The 24652-nt window shown below is 36.6% G+C and carries 25 protein-coding genes, 1 tRNA gene and 3 pseudogenes; 20 read left to right on the top strand and 9 right to left on the bottom strand.

Annotated elements, in window-relative coordinates:
• Positions 1-1278 (bottom strand): diaminopimelate decarboxylase, encoded by a 1278-nt coding sequence (lysA, locus tag ArsFIN_RS04460; RefSeq protein WP_026823029.1) that lies wholly within the window; start codon positions 1276-1278, stop codon positions 1-3.
• 122 nt (positions 1279-1400) lie between these two features.
• Here lysA and ArsFIN_RS04455 point away from each other — a divergent pair, with 122 nt between their 5' ends.
• The 3 genes from ArsFIN_RS04455 (at position 1401) to ArsFIN_RS04445 (ending at position 4266) form a co-directional block, all read left to right on the top strand.
• A complete protein-coding gene (locus tag ArsFIN_RS04455) occupies positions 1401-2333 on the top strand; it encodes a LysR family transcriptional regulator (RefSeq protein WP_026823030.1) in 933 nt (310 codons plus the stop codon).
• A 394-nt stretch (positions 2334-2727) separates the two neighbouring features.
• Positions 2728-3600 (top strand): MBL fold metallo-hydrolase, encoded by an 873-nt coding sequence (locus ArsFIN_RS04450; protein WP_026823031.1) that lies wholly within the window; start codon positions 2728-2730, stop codon positions 3598-3600.
• 15 nt (positions 3601-3615) lie between these two features.
• Complete coding sequence (locus ArsFIN_RS04445) at positions 3616-4266, top strand: DsbA family protein (RefSeq protein ID WP_026823032.1); 651 nt, start codon at positions 3616-3618, stop codon at positions 4264-4266.
• Positions 4267-4401: 135 nt separating this feature from the next.
• Here the strand turns inward: ArsFIN_RS04445 and ArsFIN_RS04440 are convergent, their stop codons facing one another.
• Both ArsFIN_RS04440 and ArsFIN_RS04435 read right to left on the bottom strand, forming a co-directional pair.
• The gene (locus tag ArsFIN_RS04440; protein WP_026823033.1) at positions 4402-4776 is read right to left on the bottom strand and encodes a DUF4354 family protein; all 375 of its coding nucleotides are present in this window, start codon (positions 4774-4776) and stop codon (positions 4402-4404) included.
• 132 nt (positions 4777-4908) lie between these two features.
• Positions 4909-5595 (bottom strand): prepilin peptidase, encoded by a 687-nt coding sequence (locus tag ArsFIN_RS04435; protein WP_051297040.1) that lies wholly within the window; start codon positions 5593-5595, stop codon positions 4909-4911.
• A 257-nt stretch (positions 5596-5852) separates the two neighbouring features.
• Between ArsFIN_RS04435 and rsmE the strand changes: the two genes are divergently transcribed.
• The 9 genes from rsmE to hemW all read left to right on the top strand — a co-directional run bounded on the left by rsmE (position 5853) and on the right by hemW (position 12714).
• Positions 5853-6584: a 16S rRNA (uracil(1498)-N(3))-methyltransferase gene (gene rsmE / locus ArsFIN_RS04430; protein ID WP_026823034.1), complete on the top strand. Its 732-nt coding sequence runs from the start codon at positions 5853-5855 to the stop codon at positions 6582-6584.
• 9 nt (positions 6585-6593) lie between these two features.
• Complete coding sequence (gshB, locus tag ArsFIN_RS04425; RefSeq protein ID WP_026823035.1) at positions 6594-7559, top strand: glutathione synthase; 966 nt, start codon at positions 6594-6596, stop codon at positions 7557-7559.
• Positions 7560-7751: 192 nt separating this feature from the next.
• A complete protein-coding gene (locus ArsFIN_RS04420) occupies positions 7752-8315 on the top strand; it encodes a YqgE/AlgH family protein (RefSeq protein ID WP_026823036.1) in 564 nt (187 codons plus the stop codon).
• Positions 8315-8734, top strand: coding sequence for a Holliday junction resolvase RuvX (gene ruvX / locus ArsFIN_RS04415; protein ID WP_026823037.1), 420 nt, complete (start codon positions 8315-8317; stop codon positions 8732-8734). Before ArsFIN_RS04420 ends, ruvX begins: the two co-directional genes overlap by 1 nt.
• A gap of 93 nt (positions 8735-8827) precedes the next feature.
• The gene (locus tag ArsFIN_RS04410; protein WP_026823038.1) at positions 8828-9511 is read left to right on the top strand and encodes a YggS family pyridoxal phosphate-dependent enzyme; all 684 of its coding nucleotides are present in this window, start codon (positions 8828-8830) and stop codon (positions 9509-9511) included.
• Between the two features lie 45 nt (positions 9512-9556).
• Positions 9557-10378 (top strand): pyrroline-5-carboxylate reductase, encoded by an 822-nt coding sequence (proC, locus tag ArsFIN_RS04405; protein WP_026823039.1) that lies wholly within the window; start codon positions 9557-9559, stop codon positions 10376-10378.
• Positions 10379-10395: 17 nt separating this feature from the next.
• Positions 10396-10977: a YggT family protein gene (locus ArsFIN_RS04400; protein ID WP_026823040.1), complete on the top strand. Its 582-nt coding sequence runs from the start codon at positions 10396-10398 to the stop codon at positions 10975-10977.
• A gap of 20 nt (positions 10978-10997) precedes the next feature.
• Entirely contained in the window at positions 10998-11591 is a 594-nt protein-coding gene (gene rdgB / locus ArsFIN_RS04395; RefSeq protein ID WP_026823041.1) for an RdgB/HAM1 family non-canonical purine NTP pyrophosphatase, read from the top strand.
• The gene (gene hemW, locus ArsFIN_RS04390) at positions 11584-12714 is read left to right on the top strand and encodes a radical SAM family heme chaperone HemW (RefSeq protein WP_026823042.1); all 1131 of its coding nucleotides are present in this window, start codon (positions 11584-11586) and stop codon (positions 12712-12714) included. Before rdgB ends, hemW begins: the two co-directional genes overlap by 8 nt.
• Positions 12715-12779: 65 nt before the next feature.
• On the opposite strand, the gene ArsFIN_RS04385 is transcribed toward hemW, so the two are convergent.
• The 4 genes from ArsFIN_RS04385 to glsB form a co-directional block, all read right to left on the bottom strand.
• Complete coding sequence (locus ArsFIN_RS04385; protein ID WP_026823043.1) at positions 12780-13418, bottom strand: hypothetical protein; 639 nt, start codon at positions 13416-13418, stop codon at positions 12780-12782.
• Positions 13419-13570: 152 nt separating this feature from the next.
• Positions 13571-14164 carry a hypothetical protein gene (locus ArsFIN_RS04380; RefSeq protein WP_026823044.1) on the bottom strand — a complete coding sequence of 198 codons (594 nt, stop codon included), beginning with the start codon at positions 14162-14164 and terminating at the stop codon, positions 13571-13573.
• A gap of 451 nt (positions 14165-14615) precedes the next feature.
• Positions 14616-15341, bottom strand: coding sequence for a DUF2884 family protein (locus tag ArsFIN_RS04375; RefSeq protein ID WP_026823045.1), 726 nt, complete (start codon positions 15339-15341; stop codon positions 14616-14618).
• Between the two features lie 38 nt (positions 15342-15379).
• Complete coding sequence (gene glsB, locus ArsFIN_RS04370) at positions 15380-16312, bottom strand: glutaminase B (RefSeq protein ID WP_026823046.1); 933 nt, start codon at positions 16310-16312, stop codon at positions 15380-15382.
• Positions 16313-16717: 405 nt separating this feature from the next.
• Between glsB and ArsFIN_RS04365 the strand changes: the two are divergent.
• From ArsFIN_RS04365 to ArsFIN_RS26195, 4 genes and pseudogenes are all read left to right on the top strand, one after another.
• Positions 16718-17785 (top strand): annotated as a pseudogene (locus ArsFIN_RS04365) (IS91 family transposase); the annotation flags it as partial.
• Between the two features lie 87 nt (positions 17786-17872).
• Positions 17873-18916, top strand: a pseudogene (gene istA / locus ArsFIN_RS04360) (IS21 family transposase).
• Positions 18903-19664, top strand: a complete 762-nt coding sequence (gene istB / locus ArsFIN_RS04355) for an IS21-like element helper ATPase IstB (protein ID WP_135677409.1) — start codon at positions 18903-18905, stop codon at positions 19662-19664. The pseudogene istA and the gene istB overlap by 14 nt, the downstream one beginning before the upstream one ends.
• A gap of 67 nt (positions 19665-19731) precedes the next feature.
• Positions 19732-19869 (top strand): annotated as a pseudogene (locus ArsFIN_RS26195) (IS91 family transposase); the annotation flags it as partial.
• Positions 19870-20617: 748 nt separating this feature from the next.
• Here ArsFIN_RS26195 and ArsFIN_RS04350 read toward each other — a convergent pair.
• Together ArsFIN_RS04350 and trmB are read right to left on the bottom strand one after the other, a co-directional pair.
• Positions 20618-20944, bottom strand: a complete 327-nt coding sequence (locus tag ArsFIN_RS04350) for a YggL family protein (protein ID WP_026823824.1) — start codon at positions 20942-20944, stop codon at positions 20618-20620.
• Positions 20944-21663: a tRNA (guanosine(46)-N7)-methyltransferase TrmB gene (trmB, locus tag ArsFIN_RS04345; protein WP_026823825.1), complete on the bottom strand. Its 720-nt coding sequence runs from the start codon at positions 21661-21663 to the stop codon at positions 20944-20946. The genes ArsFIN_RS04350 and trmB overlap by 1 nt, the downstream gene beginning before the upstream one ends.
• Positions 21664-21912: 249 nt before the next feature.
• On the opposite strand from trmB, the gene mutY reads away from it, so the two are divergent.
• The 4 genes from mutY to ArsFIN_RS04325 all read left to right on the top strand — a co-directional run bounded on the left by mutY (position 21913) and on the right by ArsFIN_RS04325 (position 24648).
• A complete protein-coding gene (gene mutY, locus ArsFIN_RS04340) occupies positions 21913-22953 on the top strand; it encodes an A/G-specific adenine glycosylase (RefSeq protein ID WP_026823826.1) in 1041 nt (346 codons plus the stop codon).
• A gap of 24 nt (positions 22954-22977) precedes the next feature.
• On the top strand, positions 22978-23250 hold the full coding sequence (locus tag ArsFIN_RS04335; RefSeq protein WP_026823827.1) for an oxidative damage protection protein: 273 nt from the start codon (positions 22978-22980) through the stop codon (positions 23248-23250).
• 69 nt (positions 23251-23319) lie between these two features.
• On the top strand, positions 23320-24390 hold the full coding sequence (gene mltC / locus ArsFIN_RS04330) for a membrane-bound lytic murein transglycosylase MltC (protein WP_026823828.1): 1071 nt from the start codon (positions 23320-23322) through the stop codon (positions 24388-24390).
• A 182-nt stretch (positions 24391-24572) separates the two neighbouring features.
• Positions 24573-24648 (top strand) — tRNA-Phe (locus ArsFIN_RS04325).
• The last annotated feature ends 4 nt before the right edge of the window (positions 24649-24652 follow it).

Here is a 24652-nt window from a genome sequence, read left to right as displayed (position 1 = left end):
CTAATCACTAGTTATCAAACATGTTTCTAATGCCAATAACTCTGCCAATGTTTGACGCCGACGAATTAATTTTGGCTCACCATTTAAATACATTACTTCAGCAATTAGTGGGCGACTATTATAATTAGAAGACATAGAAGCACCATAAGCACCAGTATCATGAAAGACTAAATAATCTCCCACATAAATTTCAGGTAATAAACGAGGGACAACAGCGCCGTTATTTGCCTGTGTAAAGACATCACCAGATTCACATAAAGGACCAGCAACTAATGTTTCACGTAAATTTTCATTGGTAAGATCTCGATTATCCGCTGCTAACACAGAAATATGATGATAACAGCCATACATAGTAGGACGCATAAGATCATTAAAACCACTATCAACTAATATATAATGATTTTTACCCATTCTTTTTACTGCCCTAACTTCAGCTAAAAGCACACCTGATTCTGCAACCAAATAACGACCAGGCTCAATTTCTAGTGTTATAGGGTGCCCCAAATACGCTGAAATACGTTCACGAGCACCATGCCACAAGGCAAAATAATGGTTAATATCAATTCGCTCTTCAGCTAAATGATAAGGGATCGACAATCCGCCACCAGCAGAAATAGCTTGTATATCACAACCACTTAAAATGACCTGCTCTACCATTGCGTCACAGACTTTAGCCAGGTGACAATAATCAACCCCAGAACCAATATGCATATGCATCCCCACCAGCATTAACTGATATTGATTAATTTTTTCAATTGCTAATGGCAGATCACTAAACCAGATACCATGCTTACTATTTTCTCCACCGGTATTGGTTTTTTGGCTGTGTCCATGGCCAAACCCAGGATTGATACGTAACCAAATAGGATGATGTCGTTTGGCTTTTCCTAATTGAACGAGCATATCAATTGATCCGACATTAACCGGAATATCTAACTCTATTACCCGCTCAATAGTTTGCTTTTCAATGACATCTGCCGTAAATACAATTTCAGCTTTTTCGCTTCCAGGACGAAAGCCTGCCACTAAGGCCCTTTCAATTTCACCTAATGATACAGCATCAACTTTCACACCTTGTTCACGCATCAAACGCAAAATATGAATATTGGAGCATGCTTTTTGCGCAAAACGGATCACATCAAATGCGCTCAACTGCTTAATAGCCTGTGTAATAACTTCGCTATCATAGATCCAGATAGGGGTTCCGAATTGAGTGGGTAGTTTAATTAATTGTTCTGCTGTCAAATATCGACTTGTAGTGGTTGCAAATGTTGTCATTAATAACCTTAATTTATTTTTTCATTTTTTATTATTATTAATAGAAAAAATAGGGATTAAAAATATCTATTTAGCTATAGTTTATTCATATTGGATATAGTTAATCGCAGCGAGTTATGTAAATGAAAACTTTTTCCTGGCGCCATATAGAAATTTTTCGCGCGGTCATGACCACCAAAAACTTAACCGATGCAGCCCAATTACTTAGAACATCTCAGCCTACTGTCAGCCGTGAAATTAGTCGTCTAGAAAAACTGTTACGATTTAGGTTATTCGATAGGATCAAAGGACGGCTATTACCAACCGCTCAAGGATTAAGGCTATTTGCAGAAGTCGAACGTTCTTATTATGGATTAGAAAGGATCTCTAATATGGCAGAAATTATTAGGCAATTTAGAGATACTCAGCTCTCAATTGCCTGCTTACCGGTATTTAGTCAGTCGCTATTACCTAGAGTCTGTAAGCAGTTTCTGCTTGATTACCCAGAAGTTAACTTCACTATTACCTCTCAAGAGTCACCTATATTAGAGGAATGGCTTTCGGGGCAACATTATGATCTCGGTTTGACAGAGAATCGACAGATACCCACCGGTACCTATGGCGATATTTTAACTAGCCTCAATGAAGTCGTTGTTTTACCTCGTATGCACCCATTAAGTAAAAAAAAATATTTAACTGCTAAAGACTTTAATAATGTTGCTTTTATTAGTCTCTCAATTACCGATAATTATCGACAAGCAATTGATACATTTTTTGCTGAACAACATATTAGCCGGCGAATGATAATGGAAGTGCATAATGCTGCCTCTGTTTGTGCGATGGTAAGGGAAGGATTAGGGATTTCAATCGTCAATCCATTTACCGTTATTGATTTTTTACAACATGATCCTGATAGCCTTTGTACCAGACCTTTTATTAAATCCATTCCTTTCACTGTCAATTTAATTAAACCAATGCATCGGCCATCTTCTGAACTTAGCGAACGATTTATTCAATGCCTAAAAATGACTATTAAAGAATTTGAAATGCAGTTGCTCAATGCTTTTCATTATTGATTATTTTTAATCTGATCCATCAACCAAATTAATTTTAAAAATTAAATAATAATTCTTAATCTTACTGACTTATTTTTGTAATTAACATATTGATAAATAAAATAATTAGATTATTTTTTTAATTAATTTATAAGATGTTATGCTAATTCAATTTGATCATCTCGTCAGTTAACTGTTTTATTGCTTAATTGTCGATCAACAGTAATACTATTTTGTAAATAGGGAAAATTTGCCAAGTTAGCAACTAAAATACGCTTTGCAAGTGAAATTGTGTTGTTATCCTGTTTGGATACGCATTTTATGCAACAACTTACTGTTAATTGTGTTATTTTTTCCAATTTTTTACCATTTGCTATGAGTGATTAAACATTCATTCAGTATTAAGGAAAACATTATGAAAGTTGGTTCCATCATCACTATGGCTGTTCTTTTTACTTTCAGCACATTAGTTCAAGCCACAAATTTAAAAATGTCAGTCTATAACCCTGGTGAAAAAAGTATTTTTCCGGTTTCTTCTGAAATTATTAGTGGCGAGCATGAAATAATTCTTATTGATGCACAGTTTCAAAAAAATGATGCGGAAGAATTAGTTAATCGTATAAAAAAACTAAATAAAAAACTAAAAACAATTTATATTAGTCATTCTGATCCCGATTATTATTTTGGGCTAGAGGTTATTACTAAAGCTTTTCCTAATGCAAAAGTATTAGCAACAGCCGAGACTGTTAAAGCGATAAAGGCGACCAAAGAGGGTAAACAGGCCTATTGGGGGCCTATATTGAAACAACAAGCACCAACTAAAATTATTGTTCCTGATGTGTTACAAGGTAATACATTAGTGGTTGATGGTGAAAAAATTAAAATTCAAGGATTAAAAAGCGCTGCGCCTGATCGTACTTTTGTTTGGATTCCCAAACTTAGAGCTGTTGTTGGTGGCGTTCTTGTCTCTGACAATATTCATGTCTGGACAGCTGATACTCAAAACAAAGCATCTCGCCAACACTGGCTACAATCCCTTGAAAGTATTAAACAACTTAAGCCAAAAGTCGTTATTCCCGGACATTATCTTGAACCCTCGGCAAAAGATATTGCCACCGTTACTTTTACAGAAAACTATTTGAAAAAACTAGAAAAAGTTTTAGCAAAGAGTAAAAATTCAACTGAAGTCATTGACATTATGCGACAAGCTTATCCAAATTTAAAAGAACCTGCTAGTCTCGAATTGAGCGCCAAAGTATTGAAGGGCGAAATGAAATGGCCGCAATAATTTCGCGAGGAAAACATGTCATCAATAACCTTACACTATATTTTTGATCCTTTCTGTGGTTGGTGTTATGGCGCATCTCCATTGATAGAAATTGCCGCTAGTCAGCCAAATATTAAACTACAACTACATGGTGGTGGTATGCTGACAGGTTACAACCAAGTAAAGATAGACGATCAATGGCGTCAATTTTTGTTAGATACTGATAAGCAGATCGCCAGTATTACTGGACAAACATTTGGTGATAATTATCACCAATTGTTACAACAAAATGATGTAATACTAGATTCATTACCACCGATAACAGCAATTATTACTGCTGATGAATTAGCAAATAAAGGTTTAACAATGTTAAAGGCCATCCAAACAGCGCATTATATTGATGGTTGTCGAGTTAGTGACGAAGACACTTTGCTGCAATTAGCACAACAGATTGGTCTAGATAAACAACTATTTCAACAAACTTTTTCTATGAATAAAGATGAGCCAACCAACAAACATATCCAATCAAGTCGTACCTTATTACATCAAGTTGCTCGTTCCGGTTTTCCGACCTTAATTGCTCAACATAATGAAAACCTAATGGTAATAAATTTAGATAAATATTTTTCTCAACCACAGTTATGGCAAAAATATCTGCAAAATTTATCGACAGCTTATTTATCATAAAATTTATTTATATCTTTCCATGGATGGAAATGGACTAAAAATTATTTAGTGAACGTAAGAATAAATTTAAACTTATTAAAATGGCATCTTTAATAATTTAACGCAGCTTGTTTAAAGTTAAGCTGCGTTTAATGATTACTTACAATTATCGGTTAATTTAACCATTGCTGCTTTAGTAATATCACGATTAATAGAAGCAAATACAATCATACCTTTTGCATTTTCGTTATTTTTTAGCACCTTATTATGTAAGTTCTCATCAATGGTATCAACTTTGAATTCTCTTGAACCTAAAAAAGCTTTGAAACAATATTTAGACAGATCAAGCTCTTTTTCCGACAAATTAGCAACCATTACATCAAATTTTTTTGTATAATAAGATTTCTTCGGTGTAGAAATACTACCAGCTTCTTTTTGAGAGGCAAATACCGTAACACCATTTGGCACTGATGCCATAATTGAAAATGAACAACAGAAAAGAAAAGATAATAGCAAACTTGCTTTTTTCATTTGAACTTTCCTCATATTTTATTTAGTGAGTTAAAAGTACATAAAAATTAATAATGTCTTTTTTCATTAAAAATATCAGTTTAAGTTTAACAGATATTACCCGATAGCCCCAAATAGCAGCATGCTAACTTGTTAAAGAATAATTTTTATGATCCAATCCTCTTTAAAATATTTAATCAACATTAGACTAATACCTGCGCTGGCTAATGCGGGTCCAAAAGCAATTTTATCTGGTTTATATCGTATTTTGATCCATAAAAAAACATAATTAAGTAAGCCCAGGCAAGCAGATAATAACATTAAATAAGGTAAAATATATATGCCTAACCAAGCGCCATAAGCTGCAACAAGTTTAATATCTCCTTGCGCTAATCCTCGACGCTTGATAGCTAATTTAAAAAAACCATAAATAAACCAAAATATTAAATAACCAATTAAGGCACCATAAATAGCTAATAACAACTGCTCATTAGATTGCATAGCATGAAAAAGCAATGCTAATACAATTAATGGGTAAACTAATAAATCTGGCAAATAGCCTGTGTGATGATCAATAAAAGCAAGTAATACACTAAACCAGACGAAAAAAAGTAAAATCACCCTATGGTTAAAGTCTGAGATCAGCAAAAAAATGATACTCAAAGGAATAAAAAGAGTGATAAAAAGGAGATATCCACTCAGTGAGCCCTTTAATCTATAATTAAATAGATAAAGGGGTAAATAATTAATTAATAAATGGCTTAATGGTAATAAAATAATCGTTATAATAAACGCTTGTATCAGCGGCCAATACGAAAAAGTAGTGAGCCATGTTGCCATCTTCAAATTCCTTTTTGAAAAATCCTCATTAGTCACTCAGCATTCTTTCCCAATATCTATAAATAAAAAAGCAATGCCTTATAACAGTTCTACAATAAATATTAACAATAATCTGGTTGTGAGCGAATTTTTGCGAATTAGTACGCAAAATAAAAACGGAAAATCAATAGCTAACGAGACAACTTGCTAGTTTATTTTCCCATCTCTATTATAGGCACAATATTTTGCTAGCATTGAGTTTATAAGGAAGCATGACTATGCGCGTTCCTCGGATCTATCATCCTAACCCATTAGAATCAGGGGCAATAATACAATTAAGCGATAATGCTACTAACCACGTTAGTCGAGTTCTACGTATGAGTGTAGGACAAAATATTGAGTTATTTGATGGTAGTAATTCTATTTTCATCGGGCAAATACTTGAGGCTAATAAAAAGTCAGTTAAAATCCAGCTCGGCTTGGCGACAATAGCTAACAGAGAATCCCCTTTAGATCTTCATCTTGGACAAGTCATTTCTCGCGGGGAAAAAATGGAATTCACTATTCAAAAATCAGTAGAACTTGGTGTTAATATCATTACTCCACTTCTTTCTGAACGCTGTAATGTTAAATTGGATCCTAGGCGACTTAGTAAAAAGCAACAACAATGGCAGAGTATTGCTATTTCTGCTTGCGAACAATGTGGACGTAACAAAATCCCCTTAATTCGTCCAGTAATGCCTATTGAAGCTTGGTGTATGGAAAAAGATGATGCATTAAAAATTAATCTCCATCCTAAAGCTCAATCAAGTATTAATACACTACTTGCATCTGTTAATAAAATCCGTTTACTCATTGGTCCAGAAGGTGGACTTTCACCGGATGAAATCATAATGACAACTAATTACCAATTTACTAATATCCTACTTGGACCTCGGATATTAAGAACAGAAACCACTGCGTTAACTGCAATCACGGCATTACAAGTTCGTTTCGGCGATCTTGGTTAAGGAGACAAAATGATCAAATTAGGTATTGTGATGGATCCCATTTCAACCATAAAAATTAAAAAAGATAGTAGTTACGCTATGCTATTGGAAGCACAACGCCGTGGATATGAAATTCACTATATGGAAATGGGCGATCTCTATTTATTACAAGGCGAAGCATACGGGCATACTAAGCAACTGATCAACATCCAACAAGATACTACGCCATGGTATGAATTTGGTGCAGAGCAAGATATTGCGCTAAAAAATCTTGATGTGATTTTAATGCGCAAGGATCCTCCCTTTGATACTGAATATATTTACGCCACTTATATTCTTGAAAGGGCAGAACAAGCGGGTAGTTTAATTGTTAATAAACCTCAAAGCCTGCGGGACTGTAACGAAAAACTATTTACTGCCTGGTTTGCTAAGTTAACGCCTGATACGTTAGTCACCCGGAATAATAAAAAACTGCGTGAATTTCATCAAAAACATGGTGATGTCATCTTTAAACCCCTGGATGGAATGGGTGGCGCGTCTATTTTCCGGCTAACAAAAGATGATCCCAATGTCAGCGTCATTATTGAAACATTAACCCAACATGGACAACGTTTCTGTATGGCTCAAGATTACTTACCTGCTATCAAGGAAGGTGATAAACGGGTGTTGGTTGTTGATGGTGAACCTGTTCCTTATTGCTTAGCTCGGATTCCGGCTCAAGGCGAAACGCGGGGAAATCTAGCTGCAGGAGGATATGGTGAAGCGAGACCATTGACAGGAAGTGATTGGAAAATTGCTAGAACGGTCGCACCTATATTAAAAGAAAAAGGATTAATTTTTGTTGGCTTAGATATTATCGGTGATCGCTTAACCGAAATTAATGTCACCAGCCCTACCTGTATACGTGAAATTGAAGCCGCATTTTCAGATATATCAATTACTGGTATGTTATTTGATGCAATAGAAAAACGCCTAACTGCAAAAATAGAAAATTAACAAATAGCTAACATTATGGTTAACTGAATAATAAAATAGAATACTATAAATGTTTTCTACTGTTATAAAATACGAATATCGTGCAGTTAACCTACGATAGAATTTATACAACCTAATATTTTTGATTAATTATTTTTTATCGCTTAATTCAGCTATATTTTATTGATAATTCAGGAAAATAAGTTTAATAATATGAATTTACAAAACCACTTTCTCATCGCCATGCCAACGTTATTAGATCCGTTTTTTCAAAAGTCGGTGGTTTATATCTGTGAACATAATGAAAAAGGTGCTATGGGTTTAGTTATCAATAGACCAATTGAACAAATTTCAATCAATAGTATATTGAAAAATTTAAACATCAAAACCACAGAATACGATCATATAACTGAATTAAGCCAACCGGTTTTTTCTGGTGGCCCGATCGCAGAGGCGCATGGTTTTATTCTACATTCGCCACAAAATGGTTTTCATTCTACCTTAAAGCTTTCTGATGAAATTATGATCACAACGTCAAAAGATATTCTCGAAACTTTAGGCACAACCAAACAACCAGAAAAAACACTTATCGCCTTAGGATATTCAAGCTGGGAACAAGGGCAACTGGAAAAAGAGATGATGGAAAATAATTGGCTAACCGCCAAAGCAGATAGTAATATCATTTTTCACACACCTATTACCGAACGCTGGCGTGAAGCTGCTGCTTTAATTGGGATTGATATTTACAATATTTCAAATCAAGCGGGTCATGCATAATGGCAAATAGAACAATTATCGCCTTTGATTTCGGTACTCTGAGTATTGGCATCGCCATCGGGCAGGAAATTACAGCAACTGCCCGTCCTTTAACAGCATTAAAAGCCAAAGATGGTAAGCCAAACTGGTTAGAAATTGAAAAAATATTACAAGAATGGCAACCTGAACTGGCTATTGTTGGACTACCTCTCAATATGGACGGAACAGAGCAACCGATAAGCAATCAAGCTCGTAAATTTGCTAATCGCCTGCATGGGCGCTTTGGTATCAAAGTTACATTACACGATGAACGACTAACAACGATAGAAGCGCGAGCACAACTATTTAATCAGGGTGGTTATCGGGCTTTAAATAAAAGCAAAATTGATTCCATTTCTGCTGTCATTATTTTAGAAAGTTGGTTTGAACAACATGCTTAGTCATGCATAATTATAATAAACTGTTACTCATGGCCGCGACAATGAAATTATGCTTTTATCTTTTTTACTTTTTTATTTAACATCTGAATTTTTATGAACACAATTCAACAAAATCTGGTTAATGTCAAAAATCGCATTATACAAGCGGCCAATAAATATCATCGATTGCCAGAAGATATTACACTGCTTGCCGTCAGTAAAACTAAATCATGTGATGCAATTCAAGAAGCTATCGATGCGGGGCAATATCAGTTTGGCGAAAATTATCTGCAAGAAGGGATAGAAAAAATTGCCTATTTTAGGCATAAACAGGATTTAATATGGCACTTTATTGGCGCACTACAATCCAATAAAAGCCGTTTGGTAGCTGAGCATTTCGATTGGTGTCATACTATTGATCGATTAAAAATAGCACAACGATTAAACAATCAGCGTCCGATAAATAAAACACCATTAAACGTACTAATCCAAATTAATATCAGTGATGAAATAAGTAAATCAGGTATTGCGCCAGAAGAATTAGATAAATTAGCGGCTGAAATTGTCTTGCTGCCAAACTTAAAATTACGTGGTTTAATGGCAATTCCAGCACCAAATAATGAATTGAGCCAACAGATATCAATTTTTCGCAGTATGGAAAATTTATTTAACCAGTTAAAAAAACAATATCCAAATATTGATACACTTTCCATGGGTATGACCGCTGATCTTGATATAGCAATTGCTTGGGGTTCAACATTAGTCAGAATTGGCACAGCTATTTTTGGTTCCCGATAATGAATTAATTTGCCAATCAAGGCGATCAGTAAAAGGAGCAATATAATGCAACAGCGAAAAATTACCTTTATCGGCGCTGGGAATATGGCTCATGCGATTATTACAGGATTAATTTCAGCTGGTTATCCGGCAAATTACATTACAGCATGTTCTCCCACGGCTACAAATCGTGATCTTCTGGTAAAAAAATATGGTATAAACGGAAAAAGTGATAACAGTGATGCAAGCAAGCATGCAGATGTTATTATTCTTGCTGTTAAGCCTCAGATTATGGAAACTGTCTGTCAACCACTAAAAGAACAGGTTAATTTTGCCAATAAACTGGTTTTGACAATTGCCGCAGGAATTCCGGTGAAACGTTACCAACAATATCTCGCACCTAACATAAATTTGGTGCGTGTTATGCCAAACACACCATCATTGGTTGGCCAAGGTGTTAGTGGATTGTATGCGATGGATTGTGTATCAGAGGATGATAAAACCTTTGCTACAGAACTAATGGCAAGTGTTGGTAAAGTTTTCTGGCTGACTAACGAAGCGACAATTAATGATATTATTGCCGTTACTGGTAGTGCACCCGCTTACTTTTTCCTATTTATGGAATCAATGCAACAGGAGGCTGAACGACTTGGTTTTGATAGTAAAACAGCAAGAGAGCTGGTTTTATATACCGCCCAAGGTTCTGCTGCCCTGGCGGCTAGCAAATCAGATCTTTCTTTTGCGACACTAAGAGAACAAGTAACCTCTAAGGGCGGGACTACAGCTAAAGCCTTAGAGCAGTTTTATCAAGCTAATTTACCTCAAATTGTTACCAACGCCATGCGTGCCGCAATCCGTCGCGCTGAAGAAATGGAAAAACAATTTTGATCTTTCAGGATAATTAAATGCAATTTTTAACTTTTATCGTACCAACTATTATTCAACTATACATTATTATTTTATTACTCCGCGTGTGGATGCAATGGGTCAGAGCAGATTTCTACAATCCATTCTCTCAATTTGTGGTCAAAGTTACTCAACCGATAGTAGGCCCCTTGCGTCGCTTGATTCCTGCCGTCGGTGCGATTGATACAGCAACTTTATTAGTCGCCTATATCCTCACCGTAGCCAATATTCTTTTTTTCATGTGGGCAACTAATACGCTTGCTTTAATCAGCATAACGCTACTACCTATTAGCTTTATCCAATTATTAACCTATGTTGGCAAGTTAATTTTTTGGCTGATTTTGATTCGAGCTATTCTTAGCTGGATAAGCCAAGGCCGCAATCCTATTGATTATATGCTTATGCAATTAACCGAACCTTTGATGTCACCTATTCGTCGAATCATTCCTGCTATGGGTGGATTAGATTTTTCAGCCATGATAGTAATGCTGATCTTGATCGCATTAAATTATCTACGTTTGGATATCCTGCTATTTATTGATCCGACTATTACCAGCATACTTTTTCAGTTGGCTATTTGATGTAAGGGTGAACAAACTTGATGCAAAAAGTGGTATTAGCAACGGGTAATGCCGGCAAGGTATGTGAATTTTCTGAACTATTAAAAGAGTGTAACTTAAATATTATTGCTCAAACTGAGTTAGCGATTAGGGCGATTGAGGAAACTGGGTTAACTTTTATTGAAAATGCGATATTAAAAGCACGTAACGCAGCAAAAGTCTCTGGTTTAGCAGCCATTGCCGATGATTCAGGCCTTTCGGTTAATGCGCTAAATGGGGCGCCTGGTATCTATTCAGCTCGCTTTGCGGGTGAAAATGCCTCGGACGAAGAAAATTTGCATAAACTATTATCCGTCATGAAAGATATTCCGGATAACCAACGTCAAGCTCAATTCAATTGTGTACTGGTTTATCTCCGCCATTTTGCCGATCCAACACCGATTATATGTCACGGTATATGGCAAGGTGTGCTAACCCATGAACCCAAAGGTAGCAACGGTTTTGGTTATGATCCGATTTTTTATGACACCAAATTAAAACTTACCGCAGCGCAATTAACCAAAGCACAAAAAAATGCACTCTCTCATCGTGGGCAAGCATTAAGAATGTTATTAGGATCTTTAACTAATGCTTAAATTACCTCCATTGAGTCTGTATGTTCATATCCCTTGGTGTGTGCAAAAATGTCCTTATTGTGATTTTAATTCACATGCACTAAAAGGTGAGCTACCCCAACAAGAATATGTCACACATCTTCTAACTGATCTGCAAGCTGACCTTGCACAAATAAAGGGCCGTCAAGTTAATAGTATTTTTATTGGTGGAGGTACCCCCAGTCTACTCGACGCTAAGGCGATGCAATCTTTGCTTGATGGTATACGTCAAAGATTATTATTAGCATCTGATGCCGAAATTACCATGGAGGCAAATCCTGGCACCGTTGAGGCTGATCGTTTTAGCCAATATCAACAAGCGGGCATTAATCGGATTTCTATTGGAGTACAAAGTTTTGCGGCCGATAAACTCACCAAACTAGGCAGAATACATGGCCCCGAAGAAGCTATCCAAGCCGCTTCTCTGGCATCAGCATTAAATTTACGTAGTTTTAATCTTGATCTGATGCATGGCTTACCTGATCAGACACTTGAACAAGCCCTTTCTGATCTACAACAAGCAATTGACTTATCTCCGCCCCATATTTCTTGGTATCAATTAACGATTGAACCGAATACCCATTTTGGCTCCTGCCCACCGATACTCCCTAATGATGATGCACTATGGGATATTTTCTCTCAAGGGCATCAGCTACTTAATAAAGCCGGATATCAACAATATGAAATATCTGGTTATGCCAAGCCGGGCTATCAGTGTCAGCACAATTTAAATTATTGGCGCTTTGGCGATTATTTAGGTATTGGCTGTGGGGCACATGGAAAAATTTCTTTTGCCGATGGCCGTATTTTGCGAACAATGAAAACAAAACATCCCCGTGGCTATATGACAGGTCAATATCTCTATCAACAACAAGGGGTAAACCAATCAGATAGGCCTTTTGAATTTTTTATGAATCGCTTTCGCCTACTTGAAGGAGTAGCAAGACAGGAATTTATTGATTACACCGGATTAGCGGAGAATGTCATTCGCCATCAACTTGATAAAGCCTTGGAGCAAGGTTATATCACAGAGACAAAATCGCACTGGCAAATCACCGAGCAAGGCAAATTATTTCTTAATTCCTTGTTAACCTTATTTCTATAAAGTCATTTACATCCCATATAACGTGGGATGTAAATAACAGTACATTATTCCACAGCACTGATAAATTATACTTTCTTTTCTAATATAATATTTCTATGCCTGTTATCTGTATCATTGATATTAGGTTGAGGAATACCCAATAGTATACCCAATGTTAGCCCAGTGTCGGAAATCGTCTGCTTATGTAGCGCTTGCGCAATTTGCGGATCCTGTAAGTTGTAATCAGCTTGGGTCAGCGACTGAATGAGATCCATTGCAATCACATGTGCAATATTACGTAACATAGGATCCTGTTCAGTGCGGTATACGGATGAAAAAAGCTCGTACAAATTATTATAATCTTTATTTTGCAATGCCTGTTTTAAACCTTCCCCTCTCAATTCACCTAACGTTACAGTTCTATTGGAAAAAACTAAATCACCAGTCTTAAAATGTGCAACAAATTCTCTCGATATAGAATCTGGTTCAGGATTAGGGATATCTTCAATTGCAAGTAAATTTTTACAGCTATAATTAGTATCCTCTAAACTGTTCGCGAGTTGCTGTTGTTTTTCTTTACCATCAACTGCACATTCAATAACAGTACCAATACAATGTTCGAGGGTAAAAATATCTGGAGAAGAAGCTAATATAAACCGATTAAATGCTAGATTTGCACTAGCGACACAAAATTGGCTATAAGAAGTTTCTGGCTTGTCAATCACAGCGTCGGATTGATAAATATTGTGTTGTCCAATCTTGAATTGATAGCTCCATTGTTGATCTTCATTTGGGGGATTAATGTTAACCGTAAAATCAAATCGTTGTTTAGGTTTAGCAAACTGAATTAACTGTTCAAATTTCTGTAATCGTTCATTTAGTGCAATATCATCCGATGATGGATGATGGATGATGGATGATGGATGATGGATGATGGATGATAAATTTGAAATAATTTTTCTAATGCCTGCGACTTCATTTCATCTTGAAAAAAATCGTTAACCTGTTCCAATAACTCGGCATTTTGTCTTATAAATTGACGATGTTCCATCTCTGTTTTAACTGAGCAAAAACTATCATAGGAGGTTTCTGCCTGATCAGGGATCATATTGGATTGATATATATTGTATTGGCCAATCTTGAATTGAAAACTCCATTCTCTAGCTTGATTAGGGGGATTAACCTCAACAGTAAACTTTGTTTGTTGTTCTGATTTGGCTAAATCAATCAATCGTTCAAATTTCTCTAGTTGTTTATTCGGTGATGCATCATGGCGTGCTGGTTGATTAATTTGATCAAACAATGCCTCTATTGCTTGCCGCTTCACACCACCTTGAAAAAAATCTTTAATCCGATCCCATAATCCCATATATTGTGCTTCAGCCAAAGTTTCTGCATTCATAACACGATTAAGGCGACTTTCATTAAAGTTATAATTGTGATTATGACCTAGGTTTAATATGGTAGACATGAATTGTGCTCCTATCAAAGCCAAACTTTTTTAGTCATTTATTTCCTATAACAGGCTTATCAATTAAGTTTCATACTTAGTGATGTCTTTTTTATTGACATTAAGCACTAACAAAAACAGTCTATTTAACGATAAGTGTTACTATCTTTAATAAATTATTTCATTTAATAGAATAGAGATATCAGGGTATAGCCTGATTTTTATCAGATAGTTAATGTTTCATGGTGTAATGAACAAGCTAGTAAATTTACTCTTTTCTCATTAAAGAACTTGATTGAAATCTAGCAAGAAAAATTTGCGGCAAATTTAACCTGACTAAAACCTGCAACAATAACAGGTAAAAACCAGATTAAATTCTATTTGATTAGCATAAATCGCGATTAAATTACGCCCTCAATTTAATCATGACGGGGTTAAATTGTATGGTTGAAATAGATGAGAGCTTAAAAAACTATTTCAAATTATTTAATAGATCAATACGAAGCTGCTCAATATGGGCAATCTTTCGACAAACCTGTTGACCAAACTGGCGAAAATTATCTTCCTGTTTTTTCCATTCTAATTCTAAATCCTGCTGTAAACCGCTTAACCCACCCAGCAAATTTTGTAGCGACTGATTTGCATCATTACCTGTTAATAATTGTCTACGTCCCATTTCATTAATACTATCTTGCAATATTCCACCTAAACTTTCATTGAGTAAAACACGGCTATCAGCTTCAATCGTTTTTAACCTCTGATGATGAAAGATTAGACTATCAGCGCGTTGTTCGATAACCTTATCTATCTGCTTATTCAAATTCTGTTTTAGCACATTTAAGCGATTTCTCACTTGACTGTCTTGTCCCATCACCCGAACAACCAGCTTATCGAGTATTTGCTTAGCTTCAGCTAATTTTTGCGCTGTATGCTGTCTTATCCACGGCAACTCCTTACGCACCTCTGTTTGATAATCAATAGCTTGTAGTCTCTGCTTCGCGGTTAATGGTATTACTTTATCATTCAATCTAACGCCACCATCAGGTGTGATCTGTAAATTACCACTGGCACCTTTCACCTGGATATGCTGTTTGGTAATAATAATGTCATCCTTAAGCTTTGTAGAACATTGATGCCCTTCAGCCACAGCAAAAGTTGCCATCAGTAATGTACAAATAATTAGTAAAATACGTAACATATCTTCTCCTGTAACCCGCTGCTTTATATTGCCATATACTAAAAAACAGAGCGGCCTATCCGTTGGGATAATAACTCTAAGGCAGCGCAACCAGCCAAAGAGTTCCCTGATTTATTCAATTCAGGTGACCATACCGCTACGGTAAAAGCATTAGGCACAACACAAATGATGCCACCACCAACACCTGATTTACCCGGCATACCGATACGAAAAGCAAATTCACCAGAACCATCATACATACCACAAGTCATCATAAGGGCATTAATTTGTCGGGCTTGGATTGGTGTGATGATCTGATCATTATTCAATAATCTTCCATTATTAGCTAAATAATTAAAACATTGGGCCAATTCCACACAATTCATGCTTAGCGAACAATAATGAAAATAAGTTTCTAATACTGCTAAAACATCACTCTTAAAATTACCAAAAGATTTCATTAAATAGGCAATCGCTGCATTACGATTCGCATGCTCCATTTCCGAGCGCGCCACTTGGTTATCGTAACCAATATCCGATTGACCGGTAAGTGAACGGACAAATTCCAGCATTCGTTGCTTGGGCGTGCTAAATCGAAACTGCAACATATCTGTGATAATAATCGCCCCGGCATTAATAAAAGGATTCCTCGGTATGCCCTTTTCCATTTCTAACTGTACCAATGAATTAAACGGTAATCCTGATGGTTCCTTGCCAACCCGACACCAAATTTCATCTTCCCTGTAACGGGTCATGGCTAGGGTAAGGCCAAGTACTTTTGAAATTGACTGAATAGAAAAACGCTCATATGCATCACCGGCCGAAAATATTTCTCCTTCAATAGTACAAACAGCCATAGCCAAATGGTGATTCGCTACTTCTGCTAACGCTGGGATATAATTTGCTACTTTTCCTTGTCCAATTAGAGCACGAACTTGCTGTAAAATATCTATGAGTAATGTATTAGAAAGCGTTGTGTTTAAAGTTTTCATGTCTTAATACTATCCGATATTATTTTTATTTCCTATAAATTACCATGATAAAAATATAATCTATTTATTAGGTTAATTTTTATCTATTTTCTCTTTATGCTTAAAATTCAACCAATTGATGATTAAAAAATTTAATTAATTTCAAAACTCATAATTATCAAGTGTTTATTATACTGTAAAATATCACTTAGTTAAGTTAATGACAAAAAAAACATTTAACATTAACTATAATATAAAAACATAATAAAATTTTAACTTATAATATAACATATAAGCACCCAACATTAAGCATCATTAAAATTAATTAATCAATTTAATGAACATAAGCACGCCTTTGGCGTGAGCATCGCGGCAAAGGCGCTCTATTTCTAGGCAATTCCCTTCTCGTCTTTTATACTCTGCTCTATGTACATCCCCAGACCTGCAAAACTGCTATTTCAATACGATGACGGATGGAACCTTTTCATCGAAAATAATCACGTAGATGAATGGCAACTACTCTCTGTCGAAAAGATGCTCGCCTGCAGCACCTGCGCTATGGGCGTTCGCCGTTATTGCTGTTCTTCACCTGAATGCTCTCATTCACGCTTCTTTTGTCAAACCTGTAAATCCAAAGCCTGCAGTGCGTGTGGCCTCAAAGGCACCGAACAGTGGATTGCCCAGCAGCGCCATATTTTGCCGGATTGCGAATGGCAACATATTACCCTCACTATGCCTCACCTGCTTTGGCCTTTTTTTAACAATAACTGGTGCTTGCTCAACCAACTCTTTCGCTGTGCAACCCGCGCCATGCTCAAACACGCCAAGCGCCAAGGCCTCGAAATTGGCATTTTTTGTGCGCTGCATACTTACGGTCGCCAACTCAATCAACATCCGCATATTCATTTATCCGTCACGCGTGGGGGACTCACTCAATATGACACCTGGAAACCGATTTTCTTTAAAAAGAAAGACGTTGAAAAGGTCTGGCGCAGTGCGGTCATTCGACTCCTTAGGGATAACTATTTTCAGTTACAACCCAATAAATTGCCTGGCTTCGGGCACATTCGCAATTATCAGACCTGGTGCCGTTACCTCAATGCCCAGTTTCAACGTTATTGGAAAGTACATTTTGCCAAAAAGACACGCGGGGCCTGGCATAATGTGAAATATCTGGGCCGTTATCTTAAACGTCCCCCTATCTCCGCTTCTCAATTGAAACACTACAGCGGCGGCACCGTGGTTCATCATTACTATGACCACCACAGCCAACAATACAGACGACAGACCTTATCCCAAGAAGAAATGATACGGCGTTATGTCAGTCATATCCCTGCGCGACATTTTAAGATGATCCGTTATTACGGTTTTTTAGCCAATCGCAAACGCGGGTGCTTATTACCGAAGGTGTATGAGGCGTTAGACATGATATCTCCTAATGTGCCTGAAAAACCTGGGTTTGGGGCCCTTATCAAAGGTTTTTTAAATACTGATGTCACCGATCATGCAAAACTGATCCACTAACGATCATCTAAAACTGATCCACTTGGTATTATTCGCACATTTTTGTACGGATAATTTATGTTAACCAAGGAGATATTTGTGGATATTCATGTTCGCTTTGCACAAGGACAAAGCCTTCGAAAAATTGCCAGTGAGTTGGGTATATCCCGTAACACCGTAAAACATCATTTACAACAACAGACAATGCCAACTTATGCTAAAAGAAGTCAACAACCGACTAAATTATCCCCCTTTAAACCTTATTTGCTTCAGCGAATTGAACTGGCTAAACCTGATTGGATCCCTGCAACAGTCTTATTTGATGAGGTAGTTGAAAACGGCTATCAAGGTGGTATTGCTCAATTACGCCGATTTGTTTGTCAATTTAAACCAAGCATTGTTCCCGAAGTAGTCGTCCGTTTTGAAACACAGCCAGGTCAACAAATGCAAATCGACTTCACCAGCATCCGGCGAGGTAAAAAATCGCTGAAAGCGTTTGTTGCAACGCTAGGCTATTCGCGTGCGAGTTATGTAAAGTTCTTTGATAATGAACGAGCAGAATCGTGGCAGCAAGGTTTAAGAGAAGCTTTCGACTACTTTGGTGGTGTACCACAGGAAGTATTGTGTGATAACGCAAAATCCCTCATCATCGAACGGGATGCTTATGCAGAAGGTGATCATAAATTACATGTCGAAATGCTTCAAATGTCGAAAGATTACGGGTTTAAATTGAAGGCTTGCAAGCCCTACAGGGCAAAAAACGAAAGGGAAAGTAGAGCGCTTTAACCACTATTTAAAAAAAACAGCTTTATCGTGCCATTAAACACCGACCTTCGTGCTCATAATCTTGAACTGGATATTGAAATAGCTAATGCAAAAGTGGGTCCATGGTTACAACGCGTTGCCCATCAGCGAATTCATGGAACAACGTTAGAGAAGCCAGCAGATAGATTAGCTAAGGAAGTTAAGTCTCTTCTACCCTTACCAGCAAGGGTTTGCCAATCTATCCCACAGACTAATACGCTTAATATCCCTATCGTACCGCCCCTTGAATCTGTCAGTTTGCAACACTCAATCAGCGTATACGAAGCATTACTGGGAGGTGAACATGTTATTGCATGAACAAATTGAACACCTGTGTGAGTCATTGAAATTAAATTCTATTCCGACTCATTGGTCATCACTTGCCGAAAAATGCATTGCCCAAGACAAAAGCTACGGAGAGTTTTTACTGTCCCTGTTAAAATGTGAGCAACAACAACGAGATGAACGAACTCGTAATCTTTTGAGTCGGATGGCAGGATTCCCAGCACATAAAGAACTTAATACGTTCGATTTTAAGTTTGCAACGGGGATCCCCAAACAACACATACAGGAATTAAGCGCATTAACGTTTATTGAACGTAATGAAAATGTCGTGTTGCTTGGCCCAAGCGGTGTAGGCAAAACGCATTTAGCTATTGGGTTAGGATTAAAAGCAGTACAGGCCAAGAAGAAAACCCGCTTTACCACGGCAGCTGAACTGATGTTGCAACTCTCAACTGCCAAACGACAAAATAAGCTCAAACAATATCTATCACGTTCGGTGATGGCCCCGAAGTTGTTGATTATCGATGAGATTGGATACCTACCGTTTGGGCGAGAAGAAGCAAACCTGTTTTTCAATGTGATTGCCAAGCGTTATGAGCATGGCAGTGTCATATTGACGAGTAACCTATCATTTGGGCAATGGCCAAGTGCTTTTGCTGATGACGCAACATTAACTGCCGCTATGCTTGATCGTTTACTTCATCATTCGCATGTACTGCAATTAAGCGGTGAAAGCTACCGATTGAAAGATAAGCGGCGCTCAGGAGCAATAACTGAGTAAAACAGTGGATCAATTTTGATTGATCGGATTTAGATAAAAAGTGGATCAGTTTTCGGTGATCGTTGACACTGACCCGTACCAATGTATTTTATGTGGAAACCGATTGCGGTTTATGAGTGCGGAAAAAGGAATACACGCCGTCACTTTACTGTCAGAAAGGCGGGATAAAATGGTCAAAAAACGATGGTTACAAACCGCAGCCTAGGAGCAGTGTGCCTATTATTAGGCTTTTAGATGATAATTTAACCGAATTACTGTTCTCATGGTTAATCAACGAGAAAACTGTCAGAATTTAATAGAAATATTGAGTTCAAAACACCTCTATTAATGCCTTACTGTATTGATTGAGATTCCTAACCATGAACACTACATAAAATAGATAATCAATTGAATACTAAGTTAATATTTATTTTAACTAATATTATAAGCTGGCTATAGTTAACTATTTGAAAAAATATTAATATTTTTATACATGTATAGTGGATAGAATGGCATATAACATTTTGATTGATTTAAAATTATTAAAAATATATTATTGTAATAAAACAATATTTATTACTTAATAATAGAAATATTAAAATAGTTTTTTATTCAATGAGTTAATATAAATTTAACTTTATCATTATTTATTATGAGAAATTAAAAAACAAGATAGCGTAATATTTACCAATTTTCTAATTAATTATTTGTAATTTAAAGATATAAAAAATAATTTTAATTTGTTAAATATTCAATTTATTTTTCTTTAATTAATATTAACTAAAAAATAATAAGTGATTATCCTTAAAAAAACAGTTTTACAGTATAAAATACTATTAACAACCCTATTTACACCAAAAAACAATCGTTATAGATAGATTAAAGAATCACTTATACTTACTCTTAGGTTAGACAAATTAAAGATGCCAAAAATACTTAGTAACAATAATCTGTCTAATAATATTTAAAACAGATTAATCCCACCAAATATCAAATAATTCAGAAGTAACCACCTTCTTCATACCTTGGTTTTTTAACCATTCTTCGACTAATTTACGGTGCTCTTCTGTACATTTGCCAGTTTTTTCCATACAGATTAATCCTTCCCAATCTAAATAACCACTGGCATCCATCGCTAAACCATTAGGCTGAATAAGCTCTATAATAAAAGTATCAACCATACTATCAATCTTATCAACCGGTGTTTTAGCAGGAAAAGACCAATTTACTGAGAAACCAACCTCCTGAAATTCGTCTATATGTAGTTTTTTACGTAAACGGCGGCTACGCTGCTTAGACATTATTTTATCCTCTCAAACATAAGATCAAATACACCATGGCCTAACTGTTGGCCACGCTTTTCAAATTTAGTTATCGGTCGCGAAGCGGGTCGCTCAACATAATCGCCTGCTGCTGACAAATTTCGATAATTCCGGATTTCATGCATAACATTTAACATATGCTCGGCATAAGGCTGCCAGTCGGTTGCCATATGAAATATACCGCCTAATTTCAATTTATGTAAAATAAGCTCCGCAAAAGGTTGCTGCACAATTCGCCGCTTATTATGCCTTACTTTATGCCAGGGATCGGGGAAAAAAAGTTGCACCATATTTAACGAATCATTTGGCAACATTTTCTCCAATACCTCAATTGCGTCATGACACATGACGCGTAAATTACTCAAATTAGCCTGTTTGGCTGCAGCCAAACAGGCACCAATTCCCGGAGCATGGACTTCAATGCCCAAAAAATTTTTAGCTGGATTTTGTTCTGCCATGGTAACTAATGATGCTCCCATACCAAAACCTATTTCCAGGATCACCGGTGCATCATTACCAAATAGTGAATCCAATGATAGCAGCTGACCGGTAAAATCTACTCCCATCTTAGGCCATAACATTTGCAGCGCATTTTCCTGACGAGGAGTTAATCTTCCCTGACGGCGGACAAAGCTACGAACACGACGTATAACTTTGCCTTCTTCATTAACTTCTGGAGTAATAACATTTTTCATCATAAGTATTGAGATTATTTTTACCAATTAATACTATTCATAATAGTGACAATTATATTACGAGTAGTTGAATATGAAAATGGCTGATAAAAAAGCATTACTTTATTGACGGAATAAAAAGCCTGATCAAAGCTAATATCTGATTAAAAAGTAAAAATATATATTCCTAACAACAAAACGGCTATTAATGATACCACTGCTCATATCAAAACCTGCTTTTTATAAAAACTGTTTAGAGTAAAGACATTTTATATGGATACACTGCAATTTTCTCATTCTGTACTTAACTGGTATCATCGTTATGGGCGCAAAACGCTTCCCTGGCAACAAGAAAAATCACCCTATCACGTCTGGTTATCTGAAGTCATGTTGCAGCAAACACAAGTTGCTACCGTGATCCCCTATTTTGAGAAATTTATTAATCATTTCCCTGACATCACCTCTTTAGCAAATGCTTCACAAGATGAAATATTGCATCTATGGACTGGCCTCGGCTACTATGCCAGAGCTCGCAATTTACATAAAGCAGCCCAACAAATTGTGGCAAACTATGATGGCAATTTCCCTAATAAATTTGAACAAGTTATTTCGCTGCCAGGTATCGGACGCTCTACCGCAGGCGCTATTTTATCGTTATCACAAAATCAACATTTCCCAATCTTGGATGGTAACGTAAAACGCGTGCTTACACGTTACTACGGCATTGCAGGTTGGCCCGGTAAAAAAGAAGTTGAAAACCAATTGTGGACTCTCAGTACCCAGGTCACTCCTGCTAATGATGTCCAATATTTTAATCAAGCGATGATGGATCTCGGTGCTATGATCTGTTGTCGTAGTAAACCTAAATGTGAACTTTGTCCGTTACAAAAAGGGTGCCATGCTTTTATAAACCATAGCTGGCAAAATTTTCCTGCCAAAAAACCTAAACAACAAATTCCTGTCAAAAGTGGCTGGTTTTTGATTTTACAATATGAAAATTCAATTTGGTTAGAAAAACGCCCTCCTTCTGGTATTTGGGGAGGCTTATTTATTTTTCCACAATTTGATACGCTTAATACCCTAAATGAGTGGCTTGATAATTCAGGTATTGTATATAACAAAATAGAACAACTTATTACATTTCGTCATACTTTTAGCCATTTTCATTTAGACGTTATCCCTATTTATGTCACTATTAATCAATTTTCCGCTTGCATGGATGAAACGAAAGGGCTTTGGTATAACTTACAGCAAGATATAAAAATAGGCTTAGCAGCACCGGTTGAAAACTTACTTAAACAATTTAAAAATTAACTTTGCCATTCTGAGGATTACTTAATGAGTAGAACTATTTTTTGTACTTTTTTACAACGTGAAGCTGAAGGTTTAGATTTTCAGCTTTATCCTGGTGAAATAGGTAAACGGATTTTTAATCAAATATCTAAAGAAGCCTGGGGACAATGGATGAGCAAACAAACCATGCTGATCAATGAAAAAAAGCTTAGCACGATGAATCCTAAAGACAGAAAATTACTAGAGCAAGAGATGGTAAAATTTTTGTTTGAGGGGCAAGACATTCATATCGAAGGCTATACCCCACCCGAGAAATAATGCTCAACCCATCAGAATCTTGACCATTCTGATGGCTTTTTATCTGACAAACTGTGAATGACATGTGATATGAAAAAGCTGCTGCTCCCTATCTTCATTGCCCAACTTTTGCTGGCTTGCTCCAGTAAAAAAGAAATCTCATTTCATCCTGAATATGTCAAAGATACCAATGGATTTGATATTTTAGTTCAGCAATTTGCTCATAATATTGAGAATATTTGGGGTATTCACGAAGTCCTGATTGCGGGGCCAAAAGATTACGTCAAATATACGGATCAATACCAAACCCGTAGCCATATTAATTTTGATAGCGGCCGCATTACAATTGATACTATTGCTGGCGTAGAACCGAAGGAATACTTAAAAAAGGCAATTATTACTACCCTATTGATGGGAGAGGATCCAGGTTCCATTGATCTCTACTCTGATATTAATAATATCGCTATCAGTAAAGAGCCGTTTTTGTATGGACAAGTACTTGATCACACAAATCAACCGATCCGTTGGGAATGGCGAGCAACAAAATTCGCCGACTATTTATTAGAAAATAAATTACAGCGACGTCAGTCAGGCCTGCACGTCATCTGGTCAATTACCATCCAATTAGTGCCAAATCACCTGGATAAACGTGCTCATAAGTATTTACCGTATATCCGCCAGGCAGCGGCAAAATATGGCGTTGATGAATCGTTGATCCTGGCAATTATGCAAATAGAATCTACTTTTAATCCTTATGCAGTGAGTCGCTCTGATGCCTTAGGTTTAATGCAGATTATGCCAAACACCGCAGGTAGAGACGTTTTTCGTGCCCAAGGAAAATCAGGCATACCCAGTCGCAATTATTTATTTGATCCGGCCAAAAATATTGATCTAGGGACCGCCTATTTATCATTGTTACAAAACACTTATCTAAATGAAATTACCAATGCTACCTCGCGTCGCTATGCGATCATCACCGCCTATAACGGGGGAGCTGATAGTGTTTTAAGAGTATTCCATAACGATAAAAAGCTGGCAGCCCAAATTATTAATCAAATGCCACCGGGTGACGTTTACCAAACATTAGCGACTAAACATCCGGCAGCTCAATCACGTAATTATTTGATTAAAGTAAATAATGCGCAGAAAAAATACCGTTAATGACCTTTTTACTTAGTTAAATTGGTACCCTGATAAAAAGGGTACCATTTCTACTTGGCGCAAAAGCTTAGAACAATTTTTATATAGCACTACTTAAATTGTTGAAAAAACAAGCATAAGAAAGCGTATTGCTATAATTTTAATTGACGAAAATATTATAATCAGGTTTAATACGCCCTGTTGCCCGGATAGCTCAGTCGGTAGAGCAGAGGATTGAAAATCCTCGTGTCGGTGGTTCGATTCCGCCTCCGGGCACCACGTC

The organism is Arsenophonus nasoniae (assembly GCF_004768525.1).
Classification (GTDB): Bacteria; Pseudomonadota; Gammaproteobacteria; order Enterobacterales; family Enterobacteriaceae; genus Arsenophonus; species Arsenophonus nasoniae.
Note: the sequence above shows the minus strand (reverse complement) of the source record. Positions and strands in the feature narration are given on the sequence as shown.